Raw genomic sequence first — 17,785 nt, 5'->3', positions numbered from 1 at the left:
GCAGGAGAGCCGTTTTCCGATCGGTCAGCCGGCTTGTCGGCACGCACGGGCGTAGGTCTCGAGGACCCCACCGACAAACGTCTTGACGATCCTGTCGACGCTGTCCTTCGCGCCGATCCTGTCTGCCATCCGCCCGAGGAACTGGCTTGCCAGCGTCGGCGGAATTTCGCGGCGATGAAGTGTATCGGTCAGCTTTTGAACGGCGCCAACAGCCTCCGGATAACCCCAGTAATAACGGATGCGGTCACTGTAACTGTAGCGAAGTTGAAGCCGGATAGCCTCTTCGCTGCCATGATAATGTCCCGCCCAGTCGCCCGTATGTTTCAGCATGAGGCGCTCCATGGTGACGGCAAGGTCGCGGTCATAGTCCGGGTCAAGTTCCGTTGCGATCAAGTCGAGCGCCAAGAGGCCTTCTCGCAGCGCGAACGTCAATCCAGGCCCAACCTTCAGAATTGGAAATCCATCGCGTACCAGTGCGGTCAGCGCGCTTTCCGACTGGTAGTCTGTCGAATGCGCTTCGAAAACCAGACCCACTTCATGATCCAGCACGCTGGTTAGTTTCCTAGCGAGCTCAGGTCTGTAGCCAACGACGTTCTCATTGCCAAACTCCACGCCCGGCTGGACGACGAAGGCAATGCATCTGTCGAACGCCTCCGACAACCCTTCCCTCGCAAAAATCTCGCGATGGATCTCGATGGTGGCGGTGGCGGCTTCGGCCTCGGTCGGTTCGACAACATCGAGCGCGTGGTCCGCGCCTCCCGGCACCGGGACTTCCGTCCCCAGCACGTAGAGCGGCTTGGTGCCGACTTCCCGCGCAGCCTGCTCGGAAATTTTGGCAAGCCTTGCCGCCCTTTGAGCCACGATCGCATCGTCGAGGGCGGATGGGTCATCGGCGCATGCCATGGATGCGTCGAGGTGAATTTTCGTGAAGCCCGCTCTCACATATTCAGCAACCATGACCTCGGCCTTGGCCATTGCCGCGGAGGCGGTCTCCCGCCGCCAGGGATTGGGTCCGAGATGGTCGCCACCGAGGATGACGTCGGAAGTCGTTACCCCGTTGGCCGCGGCGAGCGCGAGAACATCTCCGGCAAAATCCGCCGGCGTTTTTCCAGTGTAGCCGCCAAACTGATTAACCTGGTTACAGGTAGCCTCTATCAGGACGGGACCACCCTCCCGCCGAGCCAGCGACATCGTCGCTTCAAGCACGAGCGGGTGCGCCGAGCATACCGACGTAATTCCGACCGGCTTGCCCGCGCGGCGCGCGTCTGCAAGGCTTTTGAGGAAGAGGTTCATGCGGCTCTCCAACCTTATCCGCTTCTGGAATAGCAATGCGGTTCCCATCACATGTACATGCCCGGCGCCTTCGCAATCAAGGTTTCCGCCGGGGGCTCAAGAATTATCAAGCCCGCCGCCGAACGCATGAAGGTTCGAACCTTCATCGACTTCTTCGCTTCGCGGCCAAACCTGTGTTCGGGGCGGCCGAAAAGCGCTGACCGCATGGGCATGGATGTTTCCTGCGAAATCACGCGGCATGGGACGCGCCGGGATGGCCCCGTTTTCAAATCCGACAACCCGCCGACCTTGCATCTTTTGACACTCCCCAGTGTTTTTTCGCCGTCGCAACAAAAATGAACATGAAAGCACACACAGCAATCTTGCGGGACGACATAGTCACCCTATGAGCCGGGCGGATGCGACACGCGAACGCCTTTCCGCTGGTGCAAAACATGAGGCACTGCCATTATGCATATCAAGCTTTTCGTCGTCGGCGCCCTGGCGTCGTTCCTGGCCGTTCCGGCCCTCGCCGCCGACCTCACCTATGAGCGTTCTGCGCCAGCCGCCGAACAGGCTTATTCGGCCTATGACTGGTCCGGCTTCTATCTCGGCGGACAGGGCGGCTATGTCTGGAACAAAGGGACCGTTCTGGGCACCGACCGCAATCTCGACGGTGGCACGGCTGGCGTTCATGCCGGATATAATTTCCAATCCGGCAATATCGTCTACGGTATCGAAAACGACTTCAACTACAATTTCAAGGACAAGAAGGAAGCGGATCTCGAATGGGATGCGTCGGGCCGCGCTCGCGTCGGTTACGCCCTGGACCGGACGCTGCTCTTTGCGACAGCCGGTCTCGCTGCCGCCGGCGGCAAGGTTGATGTCCCCGGCGTTGGGAAAAAAGACGATATCCTGATCGGCTGGACGGCCGGCGGCGGCATCGAGCACGCCTTCACGGATAATGTCATCATTCGCGGCGAATACCGCTATTCCGATTTTGGAAACAAGGATTTCGGGTCGGCGATCGGGGAGTTCGGCGCCACTCAGAACAAGGTGCTTGTTGGCGCGAGCTACAAGTTCTGAAAAAACGAACAGCAAGCCGCGCTGGCCAAAGCCAGTAGACAAACCGGCAATCGGGCGGAGGAAAAAATCCTCGGTCCAATTGCTGGCACCGGCATGTTTCCCGTCTGCCTTTGCAAACAGCGGTTAGCTATCCGGCTGTCCCCATGCCGAGCAGGGGCGGCGGACACGACCGGGTGCGTCTTACTACCTTTTCGTCTGGATCGCGCGTCAAGTGGTGCCGCGCAATTCCACGCGGGGTTCGATCAGCGGATGTCTGGCCTCGCGCCGGCCATCGATCCTGCCGAGCAGCACCTCCACAGTCGTCCGCCCGAGCAGCATCTGGTTTTGATCGACGCTCGTCAGGCCGACGAGCGGCATGGCGGCCATCGGAGAGTTGTCGTAGCCGATGATCGCAAGATCTTCAGGAACCCGAATAGCGCTTGTCCGTGCTGCATTGATCAAGCGGGCGGCATCGAGATCGGGCGCCATATCGAGCGGCTCGGCGCCGACACGGTCGTTCATCTTGATGTCCCCGAACTGATATCACTTGTCGCACGCACCGACGGCGATCGACCGATCCAGATCGGTGAGGCTTTGTTCGCCACGCCGTTGACCGGGAAGGAACACAGATTTTCATAGCACCGAGCCACATTGATCTTGATCCAAGGGAGGCGGCCCGCGGGGCTTCGCATGCACCAAGCCGTTGCATTGTTTTTTTAATGCGACGAGCAGAAGCTCTTTACCTGCGATGTTTCCGACCTTCAGAGCAGACAATCGCCGGCCTATATCCATTTTCATCGTGCGGGTAGTTGCCAGCTCGCTAGAAACCAATGAGCCACCATGTCATTTCTTCGGAACGCTAATTGCGAGAGGCTGGTACCGATCTCCGCGAATGAACCCGGGCTGAATGGTGCTTTCAGCTTCTGTTCCGAAGGCGGCGTCTAAAAGAAAGACGTTCAACCGCGGTCTTATCCGCCTGAGGAGACACAGTCATGATCCGCACGTCTTTCATTGCAACCGCACTCGTCGCTCTCGTCGGCATCACCGCCGCGGCCCCCGCCATGGCCAACGATGTGCGTATCGAACAATATGGCTGGTCGAACTCCGCCGGCGGCGCTCAGGAAGGGTATGCAAACCGCATCAGAACCTACCAGAACGGCGCCTACAACCGGATCGTCGGCCATCAATATGGCCGCCACAACCTTTCGGCTATCGGTCAGGAAGGCAATGACAATTACGGCGCCACCTATCAGAACGGTGACCGCAACATAGCCGGCATCGGCCAGTTTGGCTCCAACCACACGACCATTCTTACCCAGGACGGCAATGGCAACATCGCGGCTGGCGTCCAGGTCGGCCATGGCTGCAGCGCCAATGTCAGCCAGGGCGGCAACGGCAATGTCGCGGCCTTCGTCCAGGCCTGCCCTTAAGCGACCGCGCGATGACGTGAAAGAAGTCACAAACGCGACAGCAGACCATTTGGGGAGATGACCCATGCCAAATAGCGTCAAACATCCACGCCGACTGATGACGATCCTCGCGCTGGTCCTGCTTCCCGTCGGCGCCGTTGCGGCCATGACGACTGCCAACCAATCTGACGATGCGGGGCTTTGCGAAATCAAAGCAACGCCTGGAGCAGGTATGGTGAGACTGGATGCGCTCGTCCACGCCGACACGCATGTCGGCGGGACTTACACGTTTCGCGTCGAAAAATCGGGAGACGGTGGAAGTTCCATGATCAACCAGAGTGGCGATTTCGATGCCACGGCCGGGCATCCGGCAATCCTCAGCTCCGTCTCGCTCGGCTCCAAAGGAACCGCATACAGGGCAACGCTGGATATTGTGATCGGAGATAAGAGTTTCAGCTGCACGAAGCAGGTCGGCGACAACTAATCGGCCTCCAAACTCGGCAAATCCCTTTAAAAAGGGCGCCGGCTCCTGGCGCCCTTTTGCTTTCGATCAGGTTTAGAGCGGTTCAGTTTCTCACGGAGCCTCTGAACCGCTCTGTCTCTTTGGTTTCACGCAATTCCAGACGACTGAACCACAACTGAACGGGCAATTCCGACTGGGTTCAGCTTAAAGATGCGAAGGTTGGTCATCGGCTCAGACAGCCGGCCAATGGAGATCAGGATGACCCGCAGCGTGTTTAAGATCCTTACCATCACTCTTCTTGCCGGGAGCCTGGGACAGGTCGCCTTGTCCGCGCCAGCCTATGCCGGTGGCCGGATCTCGTTCAACCTTGTGCCTGATAATGCCGAGGATGCGGATCTTTTCTCGACCGGACTGCGCGTCTATTCGCTGTACCGCGGCCTGAAAGACGCCGACATCCGGCAGCTGGGCCGGGGGAACGCGGCTGGCATTGCCCAGGCCGGCCGAGGCAATCTCGGCTTCATCCAGCAGCAGGGCAATGGTCATTCCGCAACCTTGCGGCAGAACGGCAACAACAATGCCTATGGCATTTTCCAGTACGGACGAAATACTGAAACCGATGTGGAGCAGGATGGGGATAATGGCAGTGGCGCTACCTTCAGCTACGGCTGGTAGGCAGTTCACGGCAATCCCGAAGGCGATCCCAGGCAAAAGATCTTCGCTTATTTTGGCAGAGAGAGAAAGCGCCGGCGAACGGCGCGCGGAATGATTTCCTCCTCGATACAGGCGAAGGAAAAGCCGGTCTTTCCTTTCGGATGGGCTTTTATCGCGGCTTGGCACGATCGGAACCAGGGCTGCCGACGGGGGTTATATCCATAGCAAAGGAGAAACCGTCATGATCCGCAAACTGAAATCCGGTGAATATCGTCTCTACTCACGCAAGCTCGATCCGAAGACACACAAGCGCAAGAATCTCGGGACGTTCAAGACCCGCGAGGCGGCCGAAAAGCATGAGCGCGAGGTGCAATATTTCAAGCACCACTAACAGATCGGCGGAGCCGGATGGGCGTCCGAGAAGCAAATCGGAGCTTAGCGTGTTTCTTGAGCTGAAGGGAAGGAGATTGGCTATGACACAGTTTCGAAAGAAGAAATCGCTGTCGCGAGAAGAGGACTATCGCGACTATCAGGATCGCGATGCCCGCGAAGGCTGGCCATATTCCGACGAAAGCGCCCTAGGTTCGACCGAACCGGAAAATCGAGAATATGGCACCACTCCAGCGAACTTTGACGAAGATACCCCCTCTGGCCTGATTGGAGATAACGCGGACACGAACGGGCTTGAGGAAGACACAGCCCACACGATTGGGCCATTGCCACCCAGCCGTATCGATAACGATGAACTGGAAGCGGCGATTACCGAACGGTTCATCGAAAGCAAAGAAATCGATGCAGACAGCATCGAGGTTCATGCCGAGGACGGTATCGTAACATTGGAAGGCAGTGTCGAAACGCAGGCGGCTGCCGAACAGGCGGAAGCGCTTGGGCTGTCTACGCCCGGTGTCGTCAAGGTTCGCAACAATCTGAAAACGATCGGTGTCGATTCCCATATTCCCCCCGATGTGTGATACGCGGGCCCCACATGCCCTAGACGTTGGGAAGATGTTGCCCCCTTGCAACATCGGAATTCGATACCCATTTATCGGCTTGAGATATGCGGTTCCGCTCGCCCGTTGCATTGCAATGGCTGGTCCAGGCCTTAATCGCCCGACCCATCATGCGGTCCGTTCCTTGCCCTCCGTCCGATGACGTGACGGGCGCTTCCATCATCCATTGACATGAGCGCTGGCTTAGTGGCCGGCGCAGGAGATTTCATTGAAAAAATCAAAGGCAATCGACGCGCTCGCGGCGGTGAAGCCGCGCGGATGCGATCAACCCATCAACCAGCTCCCCGACAAAAGCTGGAAACCCTATCCCTGTTTGCTCACCCGCGAGGAGCTTCAGAAGCTGATAGCCGAGCAACTCGGCTGACGGCCGCCATTCATCACCAATAGTGAGGAGAACAAAATGCAGGTCCTGGTAAGAGACAACAATATCGAACAAGCAATCCGAGTTCTCAAACGAAAGATGCAGCGTGAAGGCTTGTTCCGGGAAATGAAGGAGCGACGAGCCTACGAGAAACCATCCCAGCGGCGTATTCGGGAAAAAGCGCAGGCCATCAGCAGACATCGCAAAGCCATGCGCAAAAGAATGAAGCGCGATGGCGGCTGATTAGGTCAGCCAGATCCGACATGAAATCGGATGAACACATCATAATGCATGCAAGTTCATTTCGTTCAGGGCGGCTTTGCCATGATGACCGCGACTATGCTGGCGCTTCAAGGCGCCTTTCGATCCGCCGGCATTGCGCGAAACGCGGGCCAAGCACACCGCTTTCTCGACGGCGTCGGTAAAGTTTACGGCGCTGCCGAGCTAACGCGCCAGACCGTATTGCCGACGTCATCGGCGATTAGCAAGGCGCCAGGCTTGTCGACCGCCAAACCTACCGGCCGGCCCCTCGCCTCGTTGTCGCCATTCAAGAAGCCGGTCACGACGTCTTGCGGAAGGCCTTTGGGCCGACCGTCCGCGAATGTGACGAAGACCACCTTGTAGCCGTTGAATTGGTGTCGATTCCAACTCCCGTGCTCGCCGACGAAGGCACCGCCGCGATACGCTTCCGGCAAACTGGTACCGGTATAGAAGACCATCCCAAGGGGCGCCACGTGCGAACTCAGCGCGTAATCCGGAACGATTGCCTTCGCCACAAGGTCTGGTCTTTGCGGCATGACCCTGGGATCGATGTTCTTGCCAAAATAGCTGTACGGCCAACCATAGAAGCCGCCCTCCTTCACCGAAGTCATATAGTCCGGCACGAGATTGGGACCTAGCTCATCGCGCTCGTTGACGACTGCCCAGAGAGCGTGCGTCTGCGGCTCCCAGGAAAGACCATTCGGATTTCTCAATCCATCCGCGAAGATGCGATGGCGCCCCGTTGCTCTATCGACCTCCCAGATGGAGGCGCGGTCCATTTCAGCCTGTATGCCGTTTTCCGTGATATTGCTGTTCGAGCCGACACCGACATAAAGTAGCGTACCATCAGGGCTCGCCACAAGGCTCTTGGTCCAATGGTGATCGATGGGTCCGCCGGGCAAATCGGTAAGTTTCGTTCCCGGATCGGGGATGCTCGTCTCTCCCGTCTTGTATGGATAACGCATGATCTTGTCCGTCTCCGCGACATACAGGTCGCTACCGACAAGAGCGACACCGAAAGGGGAGGCGAGATGATCGAGAAAAACGTTCTTCGTTTCGGCAACTCCATCCCCATCGGCGTCACGCAGCAAGGTTATACGGTTGCTTCCTTCATTGCTGCCGGCAGATGTCGCCATCGACTCGATCCAGCCCATGATCAGATCCTTGGGACGCTTGATCGATGCCGCGGGCGGCGCAACAGATTCCACGGCAAGAACATCGCCATTCGGCAGCACATAAACCGAACGCGGGTGCTTCAGTCCTGTCGCGAACGCCTTTATCTGCAATCCTTCCGCAACCTTTGGCTTGTCGCCGTTTTGCCAGCCGATCACCTTCGCGACATGCATCGGTGGGATGAGATATTGCGTCTGGGCCGGCAATGTCGGATTTGGTCCGACCTGATCCTTCGGATCCTCTTCGTTCTGACCGCAGCCAGACAGGATAAGGATCGTGCCGCAGATAAGCGCGGCAACGGGGGATGGCGCGGTCAACTTACCTACACCGATCTTCATCTCTCGGCTCCCGGATCTCTGCGGAAAATCAATACCCGCCTTATCCAGCCGCTCAAAAGGACGAGAACGACCACCACAGATGAAAGAATAAGCCCGGTCGGAACGACGGAAGTCCATGCATCCCGGCTATGCACGAGCGCGTTAAAGAAGGACAAGACGAGGATAAGAACGCCGCAGATCGAATAAAGCCAGACTGGTCCGCGCATCAAGGAAAGGCGCCTGCCCAGTGCATCGATTATCATGGCGATTATAGCAAGCAAGCCGAACAGCAAGCCAACCGCGAGCAGCCACGCGGAAGCATCCGCCCACATCATCTCGGCGGTTCCCCAATAGGCCAGGTCCGTTGCCAATGTGCCAAGGAAGCAAACCATCGGGATCGGAATGAGGAGCGAGTGAAGGGGGCGGGGCGGAAGAGGGTGTGCAGCGCGAGGGTCCTGTGCGACCATATCGGTGTCTCCAATATTCCTGAGAGCACCCAAACATTTATCGACTTGCTTTGTTCCAGGCGGACAATTGGGGTCTTATGGACTGCATCGGGCCTTCCGCTCGGCTTCTCGACACGAGCGGAATTCGGCCTCAGCTTGCGGAGTGGCCACCTTTCCGGCTGGGATCGTGGCCATGATGGCGATCTCGTTCGCCGCCGCCGCCGGAAACCTTGCTGCGGTCCCGCTTATCGGGCTCGGCCGGCGGCTTTGGAATATTCAAGGGCGCCTTGGCACTTTCATGGGATGCTCCCGGGCCGCCTTGGCGAATACTGGCCGGTGTTTTCGTCGACGTGGACATTGACACCTCCCTATCGATCCTGTTGATGCCCCTGGTGACTGGTATTGATCCGGCTATTTCCCTGCTGACCTTTCTTGTCGGGATCCACCGTCATGTCAGGCTTATGGGGGTCGGATATCGATGGCTTGGCGTGGTCACCAACACCTTTATCGCTTCGATTCTCCTCGGGAACTGGTGGTGGTCTGCTGTTCATCATCTCCTCCTGTCATTGCCTTGCCAGAAGCTGTGGACGATTTATCTTGGCCGTCTTGCTGCATTCGTTGTCATGGCCAAACCACTTCCAGCCCGGAATGTTCCGAGAATGAGCGCCGTTCGCGGACATAAGCACATGATTTCGATCTGAAGAGCGCGGCTCAGCTTCGTGTCGCGCAGATGCACCGAACTCAAAGGAGAGGCTTGCCCCCAGTGACCGCGACGGTCGTGCCGGAAACATAGCTGGAGAGTGGATCGGCAAGCATGACATAGGCCGTTGCCAGTTCAGCCGGCTGACCCGGTCGCTTCATCGGCACTTGCTTTCCGAAATTCTCGACTGCTTCCGACGTCATCGTCGAAGGGATCAATGGCGTCCAAATAGGTCCTGGCGCCACGGCATTGGCGCGAATGCCTTTTTCCGCGAGCAATTGCGCCAGCCCCGCGGTAAAATTCTGGATGGCCCCTTTGGTGGTGGCATAGGCAAGCAATGTGGGGTTTGGAGTGTCCGAGTTGATGGACGCCGTATTGATGATGGCGCTGCCCGGCTTCATGTGCGGTACGGCCGCCTTGGTCAGATAGAACATGGCATGGATATTGACCTTGAAGGTCAATTCCCATTCCTCGTCACTGATATCGCCAATATCTTGAAAGCTCGCCTGATGCGCGGCATTGTTGACAAGAATATCGATCCCTCCCAGTTCGGCGACGGCCTTGTCGATGATATCTCGACAATGTCTGGGATCCTGAATATCGCCGGCCATCAACACCGCCTTGCGGCCGGCCTCCTCGACCCATTTCTTGGTTTCGTGAGCATCGTCGTCTTCGCTCAGATAGGCGATCAAAACATCCGCGCCCTCGCGGGCAAAGGCGATCGCGACAGCGCGGCCAATGCCGCTGTCACCGCCGGTGATGACAGCCCTTTTGCCGGCAAGCTTTCCTGATCCGTGATAGGTCACCTCTCCATGATCGGGTTTCGGATGCATGTCGGCGGTATAGCCGGGCATGGGCTGTTGCTGCGGCGGAAATGGTGGTCGTGGATGTGTCATGACTTTGCTTCCGGAGATGATTGCGTTGTCATTCCAAACCATCCACCTCGCTTTCGGTTCCATCCATGGCACACTATCCGCCCGGTGCATCGGGGAACATTCAAGTCCGGTCCTGGTTCCTATCGAAAGCTATGTTTCGATAGATCCCGTTTCGCCGATTTTGAAAGGACAGCCCGATGCATCGCTTCGAAGGAAAGGTCGTCATCGTAACAGGTGCTGCATCGGGAATGGGAGAGGCGACGGCACGGCGCTTTTCCAAGGAAGGCGCCAATGTCGCTCTCGTCGACCGCCGCGAGGATGCGCTGGAAAAAGTCATCGCGGATTTGCCAGCCGAACGCAGCCTTAAGCAGTTGGTGGATGTATCGGCATCGTCGGCGGTCGCCGCGATGGTAGCGGCGGTGGTGGAACGGTTCGGTCGCCTTGACGTCATCGTGAACAATGCTGGCATTCACGAGGGTGGCGCGCCCGCCGACATTTCCAACGAGCAATGGCGCGATGTCATGGCGACCGATCTGGACGGCGTGTTTTTCGGTTGTCGTGCGGCCATACCGCATCTTGAAAAGACCAAGGGGTCGATCATCAACACTGCCTCCGTCTCCGGCACCGGCGGCGATTGGGGTATGAGCCCCTACAACGCCGCCAAGGGTGCCATCGTCAATCTGACCCGCGCGCTGGCGCTAGATCTCGGCCGAAAGGGAATTCGCGTCAATTCCGTATGCCCGAGCCTCACGCGCACTGGCATGACGGAGGACATGCTCAAGGATGAAGCCCTCGTTGCCAAGTTCAAGGAACGCATTCCACTTGGTCGTGTCTGCGAGCCGGACGAGGTCGCGGCCGTCATCGCCTTTCTGGCAAGCGACGATGCAAGCTTCGTGACCGGCGCCAACATCGCCGTCGATGGTGGCGTGTCGGCTTCCAACGGCCAGCCGGCACAGGATTGAAAGGGAGACGAGCGCGATGAATTTCAAGAAAGTTGACCTGCGGAACGGCCTGAAGACCTATGTCGTCGTGCTCGATGCGAATGAGGAAGCATTCTCCACGCTCGCCCGCTTCGCCACGGATCAGGACCTGAAGGGGGCTTCGATCACCGCGATAGGCGCGTTTGAACGCGCGACTGTCGGCTGGTTCGATTTTAGCGAGCGAAGCTACCGCAAGATCCCGATTACCGAGCAATGCGAGGTGCTGAGCCTGATCGGCGATATCGCGACAGGCGACGATGGCAAGGCGAGCCTCCATCTTCATGCCGTCCTCGGTCTGAAGGATGGCTCCACGCGCGGCGGCCACTTTCTCGACGGTATCGTGCATCCGACCTTGGAAGCGACCATCGTGGAAACACCGGCGGAATTGCAGCGTCGGCATCAAGAGGATCTCGGCATCGCGCTGATCGAACTTTGAGGTCACCAGCCGCCATCTCCGGCCAATCGGAACATTGCCCGTCGAACAAGGTTCGGTCAGCGGTTCCAACGGCAAAAAAGAGGATATCATGGCGAAGGACACGAGCTTCGAAACATCGCGCGGCGAAGGCGGGGAGACGCACCAGCATATTCCCGAAAGCGGTCCCCATGGCGACGCGGAGCATCTGACCACCAATCAGGGTATCCGGGTGTCGGACAATCAGAACAGCCTGAAGTCCGGGGTCCGTGGCCCGACGCTGCTTGAAGATTTCGTCCTGCGTGAAAAGATCTTCCATTTCGACCATGAGCGCATCCCTGAACGGATCGTGCATGCACGAGGTTCGGCCGCACACGGCTTCTTCGAGCTCTATGAATCGCTGTCCGATGTGACCAGCGCCGATCTGTTTCAGCGCAAGGGTGAAAAGACGCCGGTCTTCGTCCGCTTTTCGACCGTTGCCGGCGGTGCCGGCTCGGTGGATACGCCGCGTGACGTGCGCGGCTTCGCCGTGAAATTCTATACCAAGCAGGGTAATTGGGACCTTGTCGGCAACAACATCCCCGTCTTCTTCATTCAGGATGCGATGAAATTCCCCGATCTTGTGCATGCCGTGAAGATGGAGGCCGACCGCGCGTATCCGCAGGCGGCTACCGCCCATGATACGTTCTGGGACTGGGCGTCGCTGATGCCGGAATCCACGCATATGCTGATGTGGGCGATGTCCGATCGAGCTATTCCGCGCTCGCCGCGCATGATGCAAGGCTTCGGCGTCCACACGTTTCGCTTCGTCAACGATGCCGGTAAATCCACATTCGTGAAATTCCACTGGAAGCCGAAGCTCGGCATTCAATCGCTTGTCTGGGACGAGGCATTGAAGCTGCAGGCGGCCGACAATGACTACCATCGCCGCGACCTCTTCGAGGCGATCGCGGCCGGGCATTTTCCTGAATGGGAACTGGGCCTGCAGCTCTTCGACGATGCCTTTGCCGAAAACCTTCCCTACGACGTCCTCGATGCCACGAAGATCATCCCGGAAGAGGTACTGCCGGTAAAGATCGTCGGACGGCTGGTTCTCGATCGCAATCCGGACAATTTCTTCGCGGAAACCGAGCAAGTGGCGTTCTGCCCGGCAAACATCGTCCCAGGCGTCGATTTCACCAACGATCCCCTGCTGCAGGGCCGGCTCTTCAGCTATCTCGACACGCAGAAATCCCGCCTTGGGACCGCGAACTTCCATCAACTGCCGATCAATGCGCCCAAATGCCCCGTCATGAACTTCCAGCGCGACGGGCAGATGCAGATGCAAGTGCCGAAGGGCCGCGCGAACTACGAACCGAATAGCCTTGGCGACAACGGCGAAATCGGCGGTCCGCGCGAATGTCCGGTGACGGGCTTCCGCACCTATGAGCATCAAGCCGGGAAGGAAGAGCAGGGCGATAAGCTGCGCGTGCGCGGTGAACTCTTTGCCGACCATTACAGTCAGGCTCGTCTTTTCTGGAAGTCCCAGACACCGTCGGAACAGGCTCACATCGCATCGGCCTTCGTCTTCGAATTATCGAAGGTTCAGCTTCAGCACGTGCCGCCCCGCATGGTCGGCAACCTCATGAATGTCGATGCGGGGCTTGCCAACAGGGTCGCCGCGGGCCTCGGGCTCGTCAACCCGACCAAGAATTTGCCGGCGCGTGAGCCGATCGATCTCGCCCCCTCCCCCGCTCTTTCCATCCATAAGAACATGAAGGAGACGCTCGAAGGGCGGCAGATCGGCATATTGATCGCCGACGGAAGCGACGCCAAGGCGATCTCCGATCTCGTCGAAGCCCTCAACGACGCCAAGGCGAGGCCTTTCATCGTGGCTTCCAAGGTGGGGGAGACGAAGCTTTCCGACGGAAATACGATCCGTGCCGATGGGCAGCTCCTTGGTTCGCCTTCGCAGCTTTTCGATGCCGTTGCCGTCATCCTCGCGAAGGAAGGCGCCGCTGTGCTCCTCAACGAAGGGGCTGCCGTGCAATGGGTGATGGATGCTTTCGGACACCTAAAGGCGATCGGTCATGACGCTGCCGCCAAGGCGCTTCTCGACAAGGCGGGCATTCAACCCGACGCCGGTGTCGTGGATCTCGCCTCCTTCCTGAGTGCCGCGCCCAAGCGATATTGGGACCGCGAGCCCCGTGTCCGGATGCTCGCCTGATGGGCAAGCTCCCCTCACGTCGCTGCCTGCCTCCGTTGGTGATCAGCGGTGTCCACCGATTATCGCGCCATTCCCTGATCTGACTACCAGCGAGGAAATATCGGAAAATCCGGAAACAACTGCCCGCCATTGGAGTTGGAAGGTGGCAAATCCAAAGAAAGGAAATACCAATGTTGACGAGAATAATCGCAGTCTGTGCTCTTTCGATCGGCATGGCCACGGCAGCCATGGCTCAGCAATCAGGTTCCGGCGGAACAGGCAATTCCGGAAGTGGTAACGGCGCCGGCACCGGTTCGCAGAGCAATGGCACCTCCAACGGAACTGGAGGCGCCAATAGCAATACCACCGGAACCAACGGGACTCCGAATTCCAACGGTCAGTCCCAGGACTGCAATGCCATGAAAACCGGCAAGAACACGACGCAAGGTACGGATACGCAAAACAATAGCCAGTCGAGCGACAGCACGTCCAGCCAGAACTGTCCGCAATAATAATGGTGGAAATCCGAAATGCCTCCCGCATTTCGCACACCTCTTGGCTGTCGGTGTCCGTGACGTGGATCACCGGCAGCGGGAGGGCCAATCAAGGAGACAAATCATGATGAATGGCGCTCAGGAACTTGCCGAGGAATATCTAAGGCTCGGTGGAAAAAGACTTCTGGTAATGGATGACAACATCCTGTCGACCAACAGCTGGGAGGCTGATCCGCTCGAAGCTGAAGCCTTTTGGAAAAGGGAAATCGAGAGTTTGGCACCAAGACAACGCAACGAGGTCATGTCGTTCCTGCCGTCCATCAACGTTACCTGACGGGATCGACGGGCATTGAATTACGACATCGTCTCTTGCACAGGCAAGGTGATCCGGACGCGGTATGAACCATGGTAAAGGCTGGAACGATCCGCATCGGAATTTCCGGGTGGACGTACGCACCCTGGCGCGGCGTTTTCTATCCGAAGGGCGTGACCCAGAAACACGAATTGTCCTACGCCTCCTCGCAATTTCCATCCATTGAAATCAACGGCACATTCTACAGCCTGCAGACACCCGACACCTTCGCAAGATGGCGGGAGGCCACTCCAGACGACTTCGTTTTCGCGGTCAAGGGATCACGCTATATAACCCATCTACGAAGGCTTCGCGATATCGAGGTGCCGCTTGCCAATTTCATGGCCTCCGGCCTCTTGCGGCTGGGAGCAAAGCTGGGACCCATACTTTGGCAGTTTCCTCCCCGGCTGCGGTTCGATCGAGAACTGTTCTCCAATTTCATCCACCTGCTGCCAAAGGACACGGATGAGGCACTTTCCTTGGCCAAGCGGCATGATGAGCGCTTGAACGGCCGAGATTGGTTGATGGCGGACAAAAGGAGACCGATCCGGCATGCATTCGAAATCCGCAACGAGAGCTTCGTGGACGCCGATTTCATTGAACTCTTGCGGAAGCATCGGATCGGGCTCGTTTGCGCCGATACCGTCGAGTGGCCGTTGCTGATGGATGTCACCGCGGACTTTATCTATTGCCGCCTGCATGGCTCGGAAGAACTCTATGTCAGCGGCTACGATGATGAAGCGTTGAGCATGTGGGCGGAGCGCATCGCCGATTGGGCGCACGGGCGCGAGCCGGACAATGCCAACCGTGTCCTGAAGCCATTGAAGCGGTCACGACGGGGTCGCGATGTCTATGTCTATTTCGATAATGACGTGAAGGTGCGGGCGCCGGCCGACGCGCGGCGGCTCAGCCAGTATCTTGGGCTGGTCTGGCAAAAAGGTCCGTAAGGAGGAGCACGCGGCGGCATCATACTTATTCAAGCCGCCCCCAGGCCGGATTCCAGTTCACGCCTTCCGACAGTTCGACATAGATGGGCCGCATAACCTCATTCGACATCTTGTTGCGAGCGGCCCGAAAGGCGTCATCTGGCTCCATTTCCTCACCAGGAAAAACCGTGTCATCCTCTCCTGGCGACATGACCTTGCGCAGGAATCCTCGGATCTGATCGCCGGAATGGTAGAACTTGATGACGATGGAGCCTGGTGGCACGTTGTTCTTACGATACCTATGATAGGTTTCCACCTTACACCTCCTGACGTTGTCGCCTGTTGCCGCGTCCAGAGCACTTCGCCGTCTCGCGCTATGCTCTTTCATTCAGCCAAGGCTTAGTCGATTGACATCGGTCCAAACCACCCTTCCCAGCATTGGTTCCCGCAGCGCAGCCGACATTTGCCCGTCGTCACCTGTTGGCGCGACTAGGAAGGATGGCACTCAGCGCCTGTCTTAGCGTTCCCTTGATCACACCGCTTTCTTCAGGATCCCCTTTCAGCAGGGCGGTGGTCAGGTTGCGCATCTGCTCGAAAGTCAGGTGCGGCGGTATCGGCGGCACTTCGGGATCTGTCTTGACCTCGAGAACAACGGGACGATCGGCGGTAAGCGCTTCATCCCAGGCGGCGCCAAGCGCCTCCGGTCGATCGACGAAAATCCCCTGAAGGCCAATCATGTCGGCGAAGCGATGATAGGGGACATCGGGGATCCGCTGCGAGGCATCAAATTTTGGGTCTCCTTCCATGACGCGTTGCTCCCAAGTCACCTGGTTGAGATCCTCGTTGTTGAAGACGCAGACGACCATGCGTGGGTCGGACCATTCGCGCCAGTATTTCGTCACGGTGATCAACTCCGCCATGTTGTTCATCTGCATGGCGCCATCACCGACCAGGGCGACGATTGGCCGATCCGGATGCGCGACCTTCGCGGCGATCGCATAGGGCACCGCCGCCCCCATGGACGCGAGACCGCCGGACAAGGAGGCCATCATGCCGCGGCGCATGCGCAAATCGCGCGCGTACCAATTGGCGCATGAACCGGAATCGCTCGTGACGATGACGCCGTCTGGCAGGCGTGGCGAAAGCTCCCAGACGACACGCTGCGGGTTGACCGGATTGGCCTCCACGTGCGCCCTCGCCTCCAGCGTTCGCCACCACTTTCCGACACTCGTCTCGATCTCCTTGCGCCAGGAAAGATCCTGCTTCTGCTTGAGAAGCGGCAGCAATGCCTGCAAGGTCTCCCGGGCGTCGCCGACAAGATTGACCTCCATGGGATAACGCAAGGAGAGCATGTCAGGCCGGATATCGATCTGAACCCCTTTTGCATCGCCTTCTTCGGGCAGGAACTCCGAATAAGGAAAACCGGATCCGACGACCAACAGGGTATCGCAGTCTCGCATCAGGTCCCAGGATGGTTCGGTACCCAGAAGGCCGATGGAGCCGGTGACCCACGCCAGATCATCCGGTAGGGCGGCCTTGCCGAGCAAGGCTTTCGCCGCTCCTGCTCCCAGCCGGTCCGCGACCGCGATCAGCTCGTCGCTCGCGCCCAACGCGCCGGCACCGACGAGCATCGCGACCCTCTTTCCGGCATTCAGGACGGACGCGGCGCGCTTCAGATCGATCTCGTGCGGCACCGTTCTCGGTGCCACATAGCCGACGCCCGACATGACCGAGCCATGCTTGCGTGGCGGCGTCTCATAGGGCATCTCCTGCAGGTCGTTCGGCAGGATGACGGCAGTGACCGTCTTGTTCGCCAGCGCGATGCGCGCGGCCCGATCGACCAGATGGCGTACTTGCGCGGGAGCTGAGGCCTGATGGACGAAGTTGCCGGCAACATCCTTGAAGAGCGATGCGAGATCGACTTCCTGTTGATAGTGACCGCCCAGCGCCCGACGGGCCTGCTGGCCGACAAGGGCCAAGACAGGTTGATGATCCAACCGCGCATCATAGAGCCCGGTCACCAAATGCGTGGCACCCGGTCCAGAGGTGGCGACGCAAACGCCAAGCTCGCCTGAGAATTTGGCATAAGCCGACGCCATGAAAGCGGCCATCTCCTCGTGACGAGCCTGAACGAATTCAATTTTTCCATCGGCCCGGTTCAAAGCCCCGAAGAGGCCGTTGATGCCATCTCCGGGATAGCCGAAGATGCGTCGCACGCCCCAATCGTAGAGGCGCTGCACGATAAAGTCGCCAACCGTCTTTGCCATGATCCATCTCCACTTGTCGCGCGCCATCAAAGCGCGTGGGGTCCAACAAGCAGAGGCTCTTTATGTTCCCGCTATCGGAAGAGGCAGTCATTGGAAAAGCCGGGCATGCGAAGCCTTCGTCGCCGTCCATCGGACGCATCGATCATCGTTCGACACGTCTCTCTGC

At 58.4% G+C, this 17,785-nt stretch carries 23 protein-coding genes; 14 read left to right on the top strand and 9 right to left on the bottom strand.

The annotated features are described in order from the left end of the window. Nucleotides 1-24 precede the first annotated feature (24 nt). The gene (locus tag JJQ51_RS24780; protein WP_183809966.1) at nt 25-1,293 is read right to left on the bottom strand and encodes a D-tagatose-bisphosphate aldolase, class II, non-catalytic subunit; all 1,269 of its coding nucleotides are present in this window, start codon (nt 1,291-1,293) and stop codon (nt 25-27) included. A gap of 51 nt (nt 1,294-1,344) precedes the next feature. Here JJQ51_RS24780 and JJQ51_RS24775 point away from each other — a divergent pair, with 51 nt between their 5' ends. Then, nucleotides 1,345-1,632 (top strand): hypothetical protein, encoded by a 288-nt coding sequence (locus JJQ51_RS24775; protein ID WP_183809964.1) that lies wholly within the window; start codon nt 1,345-1,347, stop codon nt 1,630-1,632. 111 nt (nt 1,633-1,743) lie between these two features. Beyond that, complete coding sequence (locus JJQ51_RS24770; protein WP_183809962.1) at nt 1,744-2,358, top strand: outer membrane protein; 615 nt, start codon at nt 1,744-1,746, stop codon at nt 2,356-2,358. 207 nt (nt 2,359-2,565) lie between these two features. On the opposite strand, the gene JJQ51_RS24765 is transcribed toward JJQ51_RS24770, so the two are convergent. Beyond that, nucleotides 2,566-2,859 carry a substrate-binding domain-containing protein gene (locus tag JJQ51_RS24765; protein ID WP_113353440.1) on the bottom strand — a complete coding sequence of 98 codons (294 nt, stop codon included), beginning with the start codon at nt 2,857-2,859 and terminating at the stop codon, nt 2,566-2,568. Between the two features lie 470 nt (nt 2,860-3,329). Between JJQ51_RS24765 and JJQ51_RS24760 the strand changes: the two genes are divergently transcribed. The 6 genes from JJQ51_RS24760 to rpsU all read left to right on the top strand — a co-directional run bounded on the left by JJQ51_RS24760 (nt 3,330) and on the right by rpsU (nt 6,474). Beyond that, nucleotides 3,330-3,767 (top strand): curlin, encoded by a 438-nt coding sequence (locus tag JJQ51_RS24760; protein WP_113353441.1) that lies wholly within the window; start codon nt 3,330-3,332, stop codon nt 3,765-3,767. A gap of 64 nt (nt 3,768-3,831) precedes the next feature. After that, nucleotides 3,832-4,230 carry a curli-like amyloid fiber formation chaperone CsgH gene (gene csgH / locus JJQ51_RS24755; RefSeq protein ID WP_113353442.1) on the top strand — a complete coding sequence of 133 codons (399 nt, stop codon included), beginning with the start codon at nt 3,832-3,834 and terminating at the stop codon, nt 4,228-4,230. 237 nt (nt 4,231-4,467) lie between these two features. Then, nucleotides 4,468-4,881: a curlin gene (locus JJQ51_RS24750; protein WP_113353443.1), complete on the top strand. Its 414-nt coding sequence runs from the start codon at nt 4,468-4,470 to the stop codon at nt 4,879-4,881. Between the two features lie 220 nt (nt 4,882-5,101). Next, nucleotides 5,102-5,251, top strand: coding sequence for a hypothetical protein (locus tag JJQ51_RS24745; protein ID WP_095438695.1), 150 nt, complete (start codon nt 5,102-5,104; stop codon nt 5,249-5,251). 82 nt (nt 5,252-5,333) lie between these two features. Continuing rightward, a complete protein-coding gene (locus JJQ51_RS24740) occupies nt 5,334-5,831 on the top strand; it encodes a BON domain-containing protein (RefSeq protein WP_113388795.1) in 498 nt (165 codons plus the stop codon). A gap of 439 nt (nt 5,832-6,270) precedes the next feature. Continuing rightward, entirely contained in the window at nt 6,271-6,474 is a 204-nt protein-coding gene (gene rpsU, locus JJQ51_RS24735; RefSeq protein ID WP_095438691.1) for a 30S ribosomal protein S21, read from the top strand. A 185-nt stretch (nt 6,475-6,659) separates the two neighbouring features. Here rpsU and JJQ51_RS24730 read toward each other — a convergent pair whose 3' ends face one another. The 5 genes from JJQ51_RS24730 to JJQ51_RS24710 all read right to left on the bottom strand — a co-directional run bounded on the left by JJQ51_RS24730 (nt 6,660) and on the right by JJQ51_RS24710 (nt 10,024). After that, the gene (locus tag JJQ51_RS24730) at nt 6,660-8,003 is read right to left on the bottom strand and encodes a PQQ-dependent sugar dehydrogenase (protein ID WP_269245442.1); all 1,344 of its coding nucleotides are present in this window, start codon (nt 8,001-8,003) and stop codon (nt 6,660-6,662) included. Continuing rightward, nucleotides 8,000-8,449: a DUF2231 domain-containing protein gene (locus JJQ51_RS24725; protein ID WP_269245441.1), complete on the bottom strand. Its 450-nt coding sequence runs from the start codon at nt 8,447-8,449 to the stop codon at nt 8,000-8,002. The genes JJQ51_RS24730 and JJQ51_RS24725 overlap by 4 nt, the downstream gene beginning before the upstream one ends. A gap of 130 nt (nt 8,450-8,579) precedes the next feature. Next, complete coding sequence (locus JJQ51_RS24720; protein ID WP_269245440.1) at nt 8,580-8,786, bottom strand: hypothetical protein; 207 nt, start codon at nt 8,784-8,786, stop codon at nt 8,580-8,582. A 10-nt stretch (nt 8,787-8,796) separates the two neighbouring features. Continuing rightward, nucleotides 8,797-8,979: a hypothetical protein gene (locus tag JJQ51_RS24715; RefSeq protein WP_083258237.1), complete on the bottom strand. Its 183-nt coding sequence runs from the start codon at nt 8,977-8,979 to the stop codon at nt 8,797-8,799. A gap of 190 nt (nt 8,980-9,169) precedes the next feature. Beyond that, a complete protein-coding gene (locus JJQ51_RS24710) occupies nt 9,170-10,024 on the bottom strand; it encodes an SDR family oxidoreductase (protein WP_173002519.1) in 855 nt (284 codons plus the stop codon). 176 nt (nt 10,025-10,200) lie between these two features. Between JJQ51_RS24710 and JJQ51_RS24705 the strand changes: the two genes are divergently transcribed. The 6 genes from JJQ51_RS24705 to JJQ51_RS24680 all read left to right on the top strand — a co-directional run bounded on the left by JJQ51_RS24705 (nt 10,201) and on the right by JJQ51_RS24680 (nt 15,373). Next, nucleotides 10,201-10,965, top strand: a complete 765-nt coding sequence (locus tag JJQ51_RS24705) for an SDR family NAD(P)-dependent oxidoreductase (RefSeq protein ID WP_113353450.1) — start codon at nt 10,201-10,203, stop codon at nt 10,963-10,965. Between the two features lie 16 nt (nt 10,966-10,981). Then, nucleotides 10,982-11,419, top strand: a complete 438-nt coding sequence (locus JJQ51_RS24700; protein WP_113353451.1) for a PPC domain-containing DNA-binding protein — start codon at nt 10,982-10,984, stop codon at nt 11,417-11,419. An 88-nt stretch (nt 11,420-11,507) separates the two neighbouring features. Further along, the gene (locus tag JJQ51_RS24695; protein ID WP_269245439.1) at nt 11,508-13,601 is read left to right on the top strand and encodes a catalase; all 2,094 of its coding nucleotides are present in this window, start codon (nt 11,508-11,510) and stop codon (nt 13,599-13,601) included. Nucleotides 13,602-13,771: 170 nt separating this feature from the next. Continuing rightward, the gene (locus tag JJQ51_RS24690; RefSeq protein WP_113353452.1) at nt 13,772-14,092 is read left to right on the top strand and encodes an oxidoreductase; all 321 of its coding nucleotides are present in this window, start codon (nt 13,772-13,774) and stop codon (nt 14,090-14,092) included. 106 nt (nt 14,093-14,198) lie between these two features. After that, nucleotides 14,199-14,408 carry a hypothetical protein gene (locus JJQ51_RS24685; RefSeq protein WP_113331686.1) on the top strand — a complete coding sequence of 70 codons (210 nt, stop codon included), beginning with the start codon at nt 14,199-14,201 and terminating at the stop codon, nt 14,406-14,408. A gap of 71 nt (nt 14,409-14,479) precedes the next feature. Further along, complete coding sequence (locus tag JJQ51_RS24680; protein WP_113353453.1) at nt 14,480-15,373, top strand: DUF72 domain-containing protein; 894 nt, start codon at nt 14,480-14,482, stop codon at nt 15,371-15,373. A 25-nt stretch (nt 15,374-15,398) separates the two neighbouring features. Here JJQ51_RS24680 and JJQ51_RS24675 read toward each other — a convergent pair whose 3' ends face one another. Then, nucleotides 15,399-15,668 (bottom strand): hypothetical protein, encoded by a 270-nt coding sequence (locus JJQ51_RS24675; RefSeq protein WP_069614031.1) that lies wholly within the window; start codon nt 15,666-15,668, stop codon nt 15,399-15,401. Nucleotides 15,669-15,825: 157 nt separating this feature from the next. Beyond that, entirely contained in the window at nt 15,826-17,619 is a 1,794-nt protein-coding gene (locus tag JJQ51_RS24670; protein ID WP_113353454.1) for a thiamine pyrophosphate-requiring protein, read from the bottom strand. Nucleotides 17,620-17,785: the final 166 nt, after the last annotated feature.

The sequence above is a fragment of the Rhizobium sp. AG207R genome (genome assembly GCF_027109195.1).
Lineage (GTDB): Bacteria > Pseudomonadota > Alphaproteobacteria > Rhizobiales > Rhizobiaceae > Rhizobium > Rhizobium dioscoreae.
The sequence above is the reverse complement of the archived record's forward strand: the minus strand, read 5'-3'. Positions and strand labels throughout refer to the sequence as shown.

Excerpts from the sequence above, each read along its gene's own strand:
- JJQ51_RS24780 (WP_183809966.1), bottom strand. The coding sequence starts at position 1,293 with ATGAACCTCTTCCTCAAAAGCCTTGCAGACGCGCGCCGCGCGGGCAAG.
- JJQ51_RS24775 (WP_183809964.1), top strand. The coding sequence starts at position 1,345 with ATGTACATGCCCGGCGCCTTCGCAATCAAGGTTTCCGCCGGGGGCTCA.
- JJQ51_RS24770 (WP_183809962.1), top strand. The coding sequence starts at position 1,744 with ATGCATATCAAGCTTTTCGTCGTCGGCGCCCTGGCGTCGTTCCTGGCC.
- JJQ51_RS24765 (WP_113353440.1), bottom strand. The coding sequence starts at position 2,859 with ATGAACGACCGTGTCGGCGCCGAGCCGCTCGATATGGCGCCCGATCTC.
- JJQ51_RS24760 (WP_113353441.1), top strand. The coding sequence starts at position 3,330 with ATGATCCGCACGTCTTTCATTGCAACCGCACTCGTCGCTCTCGTCGGC.
- csgH (WP_113353442.1), top strand. The coding sequence starts at position 3,832 with ATGCCAAATAGCGTCAAACATCCACGCCGACTGATGACGATCCTCGCG.
- JJQ51_RS24750 (WP_113353443.1), top strand. The coding sequence starts at position 4,468 with ATGACCCGCAGCGTGTTTAAGATCCTTACCATCACTCTTCTTGCCGGG.
- JJQ51_RS24745 (WP_095438695.1), top strand. The coding sequence starts at position 5,102 with ATGATCCGCAAACTGAAATCCGGTGAATATCGTCTCTACTCACGCAAG.
- JJQ51_RS24740 (WP_113388795.1), top strand. The coding sequence starts at position 5,334 with ATGACACAGTTTCGAAAGAAGAAATCGCTGTCGCGAGAAGAGGACTAT.
- rpsU (WP_095438691.1), top strand. The coding sequence starts at position 6,271 with ATGCAGGTCCTGGTAAGAGACAACAATATCGAACAAGCAATCCGAGTT.
- JJQ51_RS24730 (WP_269245442.1), bottom strand. The coding sequence starts at position 8,003 with ATGAAGATCGGTGTAGGTAAGTTGACCGCGCCATCCCCCGTTGCCGCG.
- JJQ51_RS24725 (WP_269245441.1), bottom strand. The coding sequence starts at position 8,449 with ATGGTCGCACAGGACCCTCGCGCTGCACACCCTCTTCCGCCCCGCCCC.
- JJQ51_RS24720 (WP_269245440.1), bottom strand. The coding sequence starts at position 8,786 with ATGTCCACGTCGACGAAAACACCGGCCAGTATTCGCCAAGGCGGCCCG.
- JJQ51_RS24715 (WP_083258237.1), bottom strand. The coding sequence starts at position 8,979 with ATGAACAGCAGACCACCACCAGTTCCCGAGGAGAATCGAAGCGATAAA.
- JJQ51_RS24710 (WP_173002519.1), bottom strand. The coding sequence starts at position 10,024 with ATGACACATCCACGACCACCATTTCCGCCGCAGCAACAGCCCATGCCC.
- JJQ51_RS24705 (WP_113353450.1), top strand. The coding sequence starts at position 10,201 with ATGCATCGCTTCGAAGGAAAGGTCGTCATCGTAACAGGTGCTGCATCG.
- JJQ51_RS24700 (WP_113353451.1), top strand. The coding sequence starts at position 10,982 with ATGAATTTCAAGAAAGTTGACCTGCGGAACGGCCTGAAGACCTATGTC.
- JJQ51_RS24695 (WP_269245439.1), top strand. The coding sequence starts at position 11,508 with ATGGCGAAGGACACGAGCTTCGAAACATCGCGCGGCGAAGGCGGGGAG.
- JJQ51_RS24690 (WP_113353452.1), top strand. The coding sequence starts at position 13,772 with ATGTTGACGAGAATAATCGCAGTCTGTGCTCTTTCGATCGGCATGGCC.
- JJQ51_RS24685 (WP_113331686.1), top strand. The coding sequence starts at position 14,199 with ATGATGAATGGCGCTCAGGAACTTGCCGAGGAATATCTAAGGCTCGGT.
- JJQ51_RS24680 (WP_113353453.1), top strand. The coding sequence starts at position 14,480 with ATGGTAAAGGCTGGAACGATCCGCATCGGAATTTCCGGGTGGACGTAC.
- JJQ51_RS24670 (WP_113353454.1), bottom strand. The coding sequence starts at position 17,619 with ATGGCAAAGACGGTTGGCGACTTTATCGTGCAGCGCCTCTACGATTGG.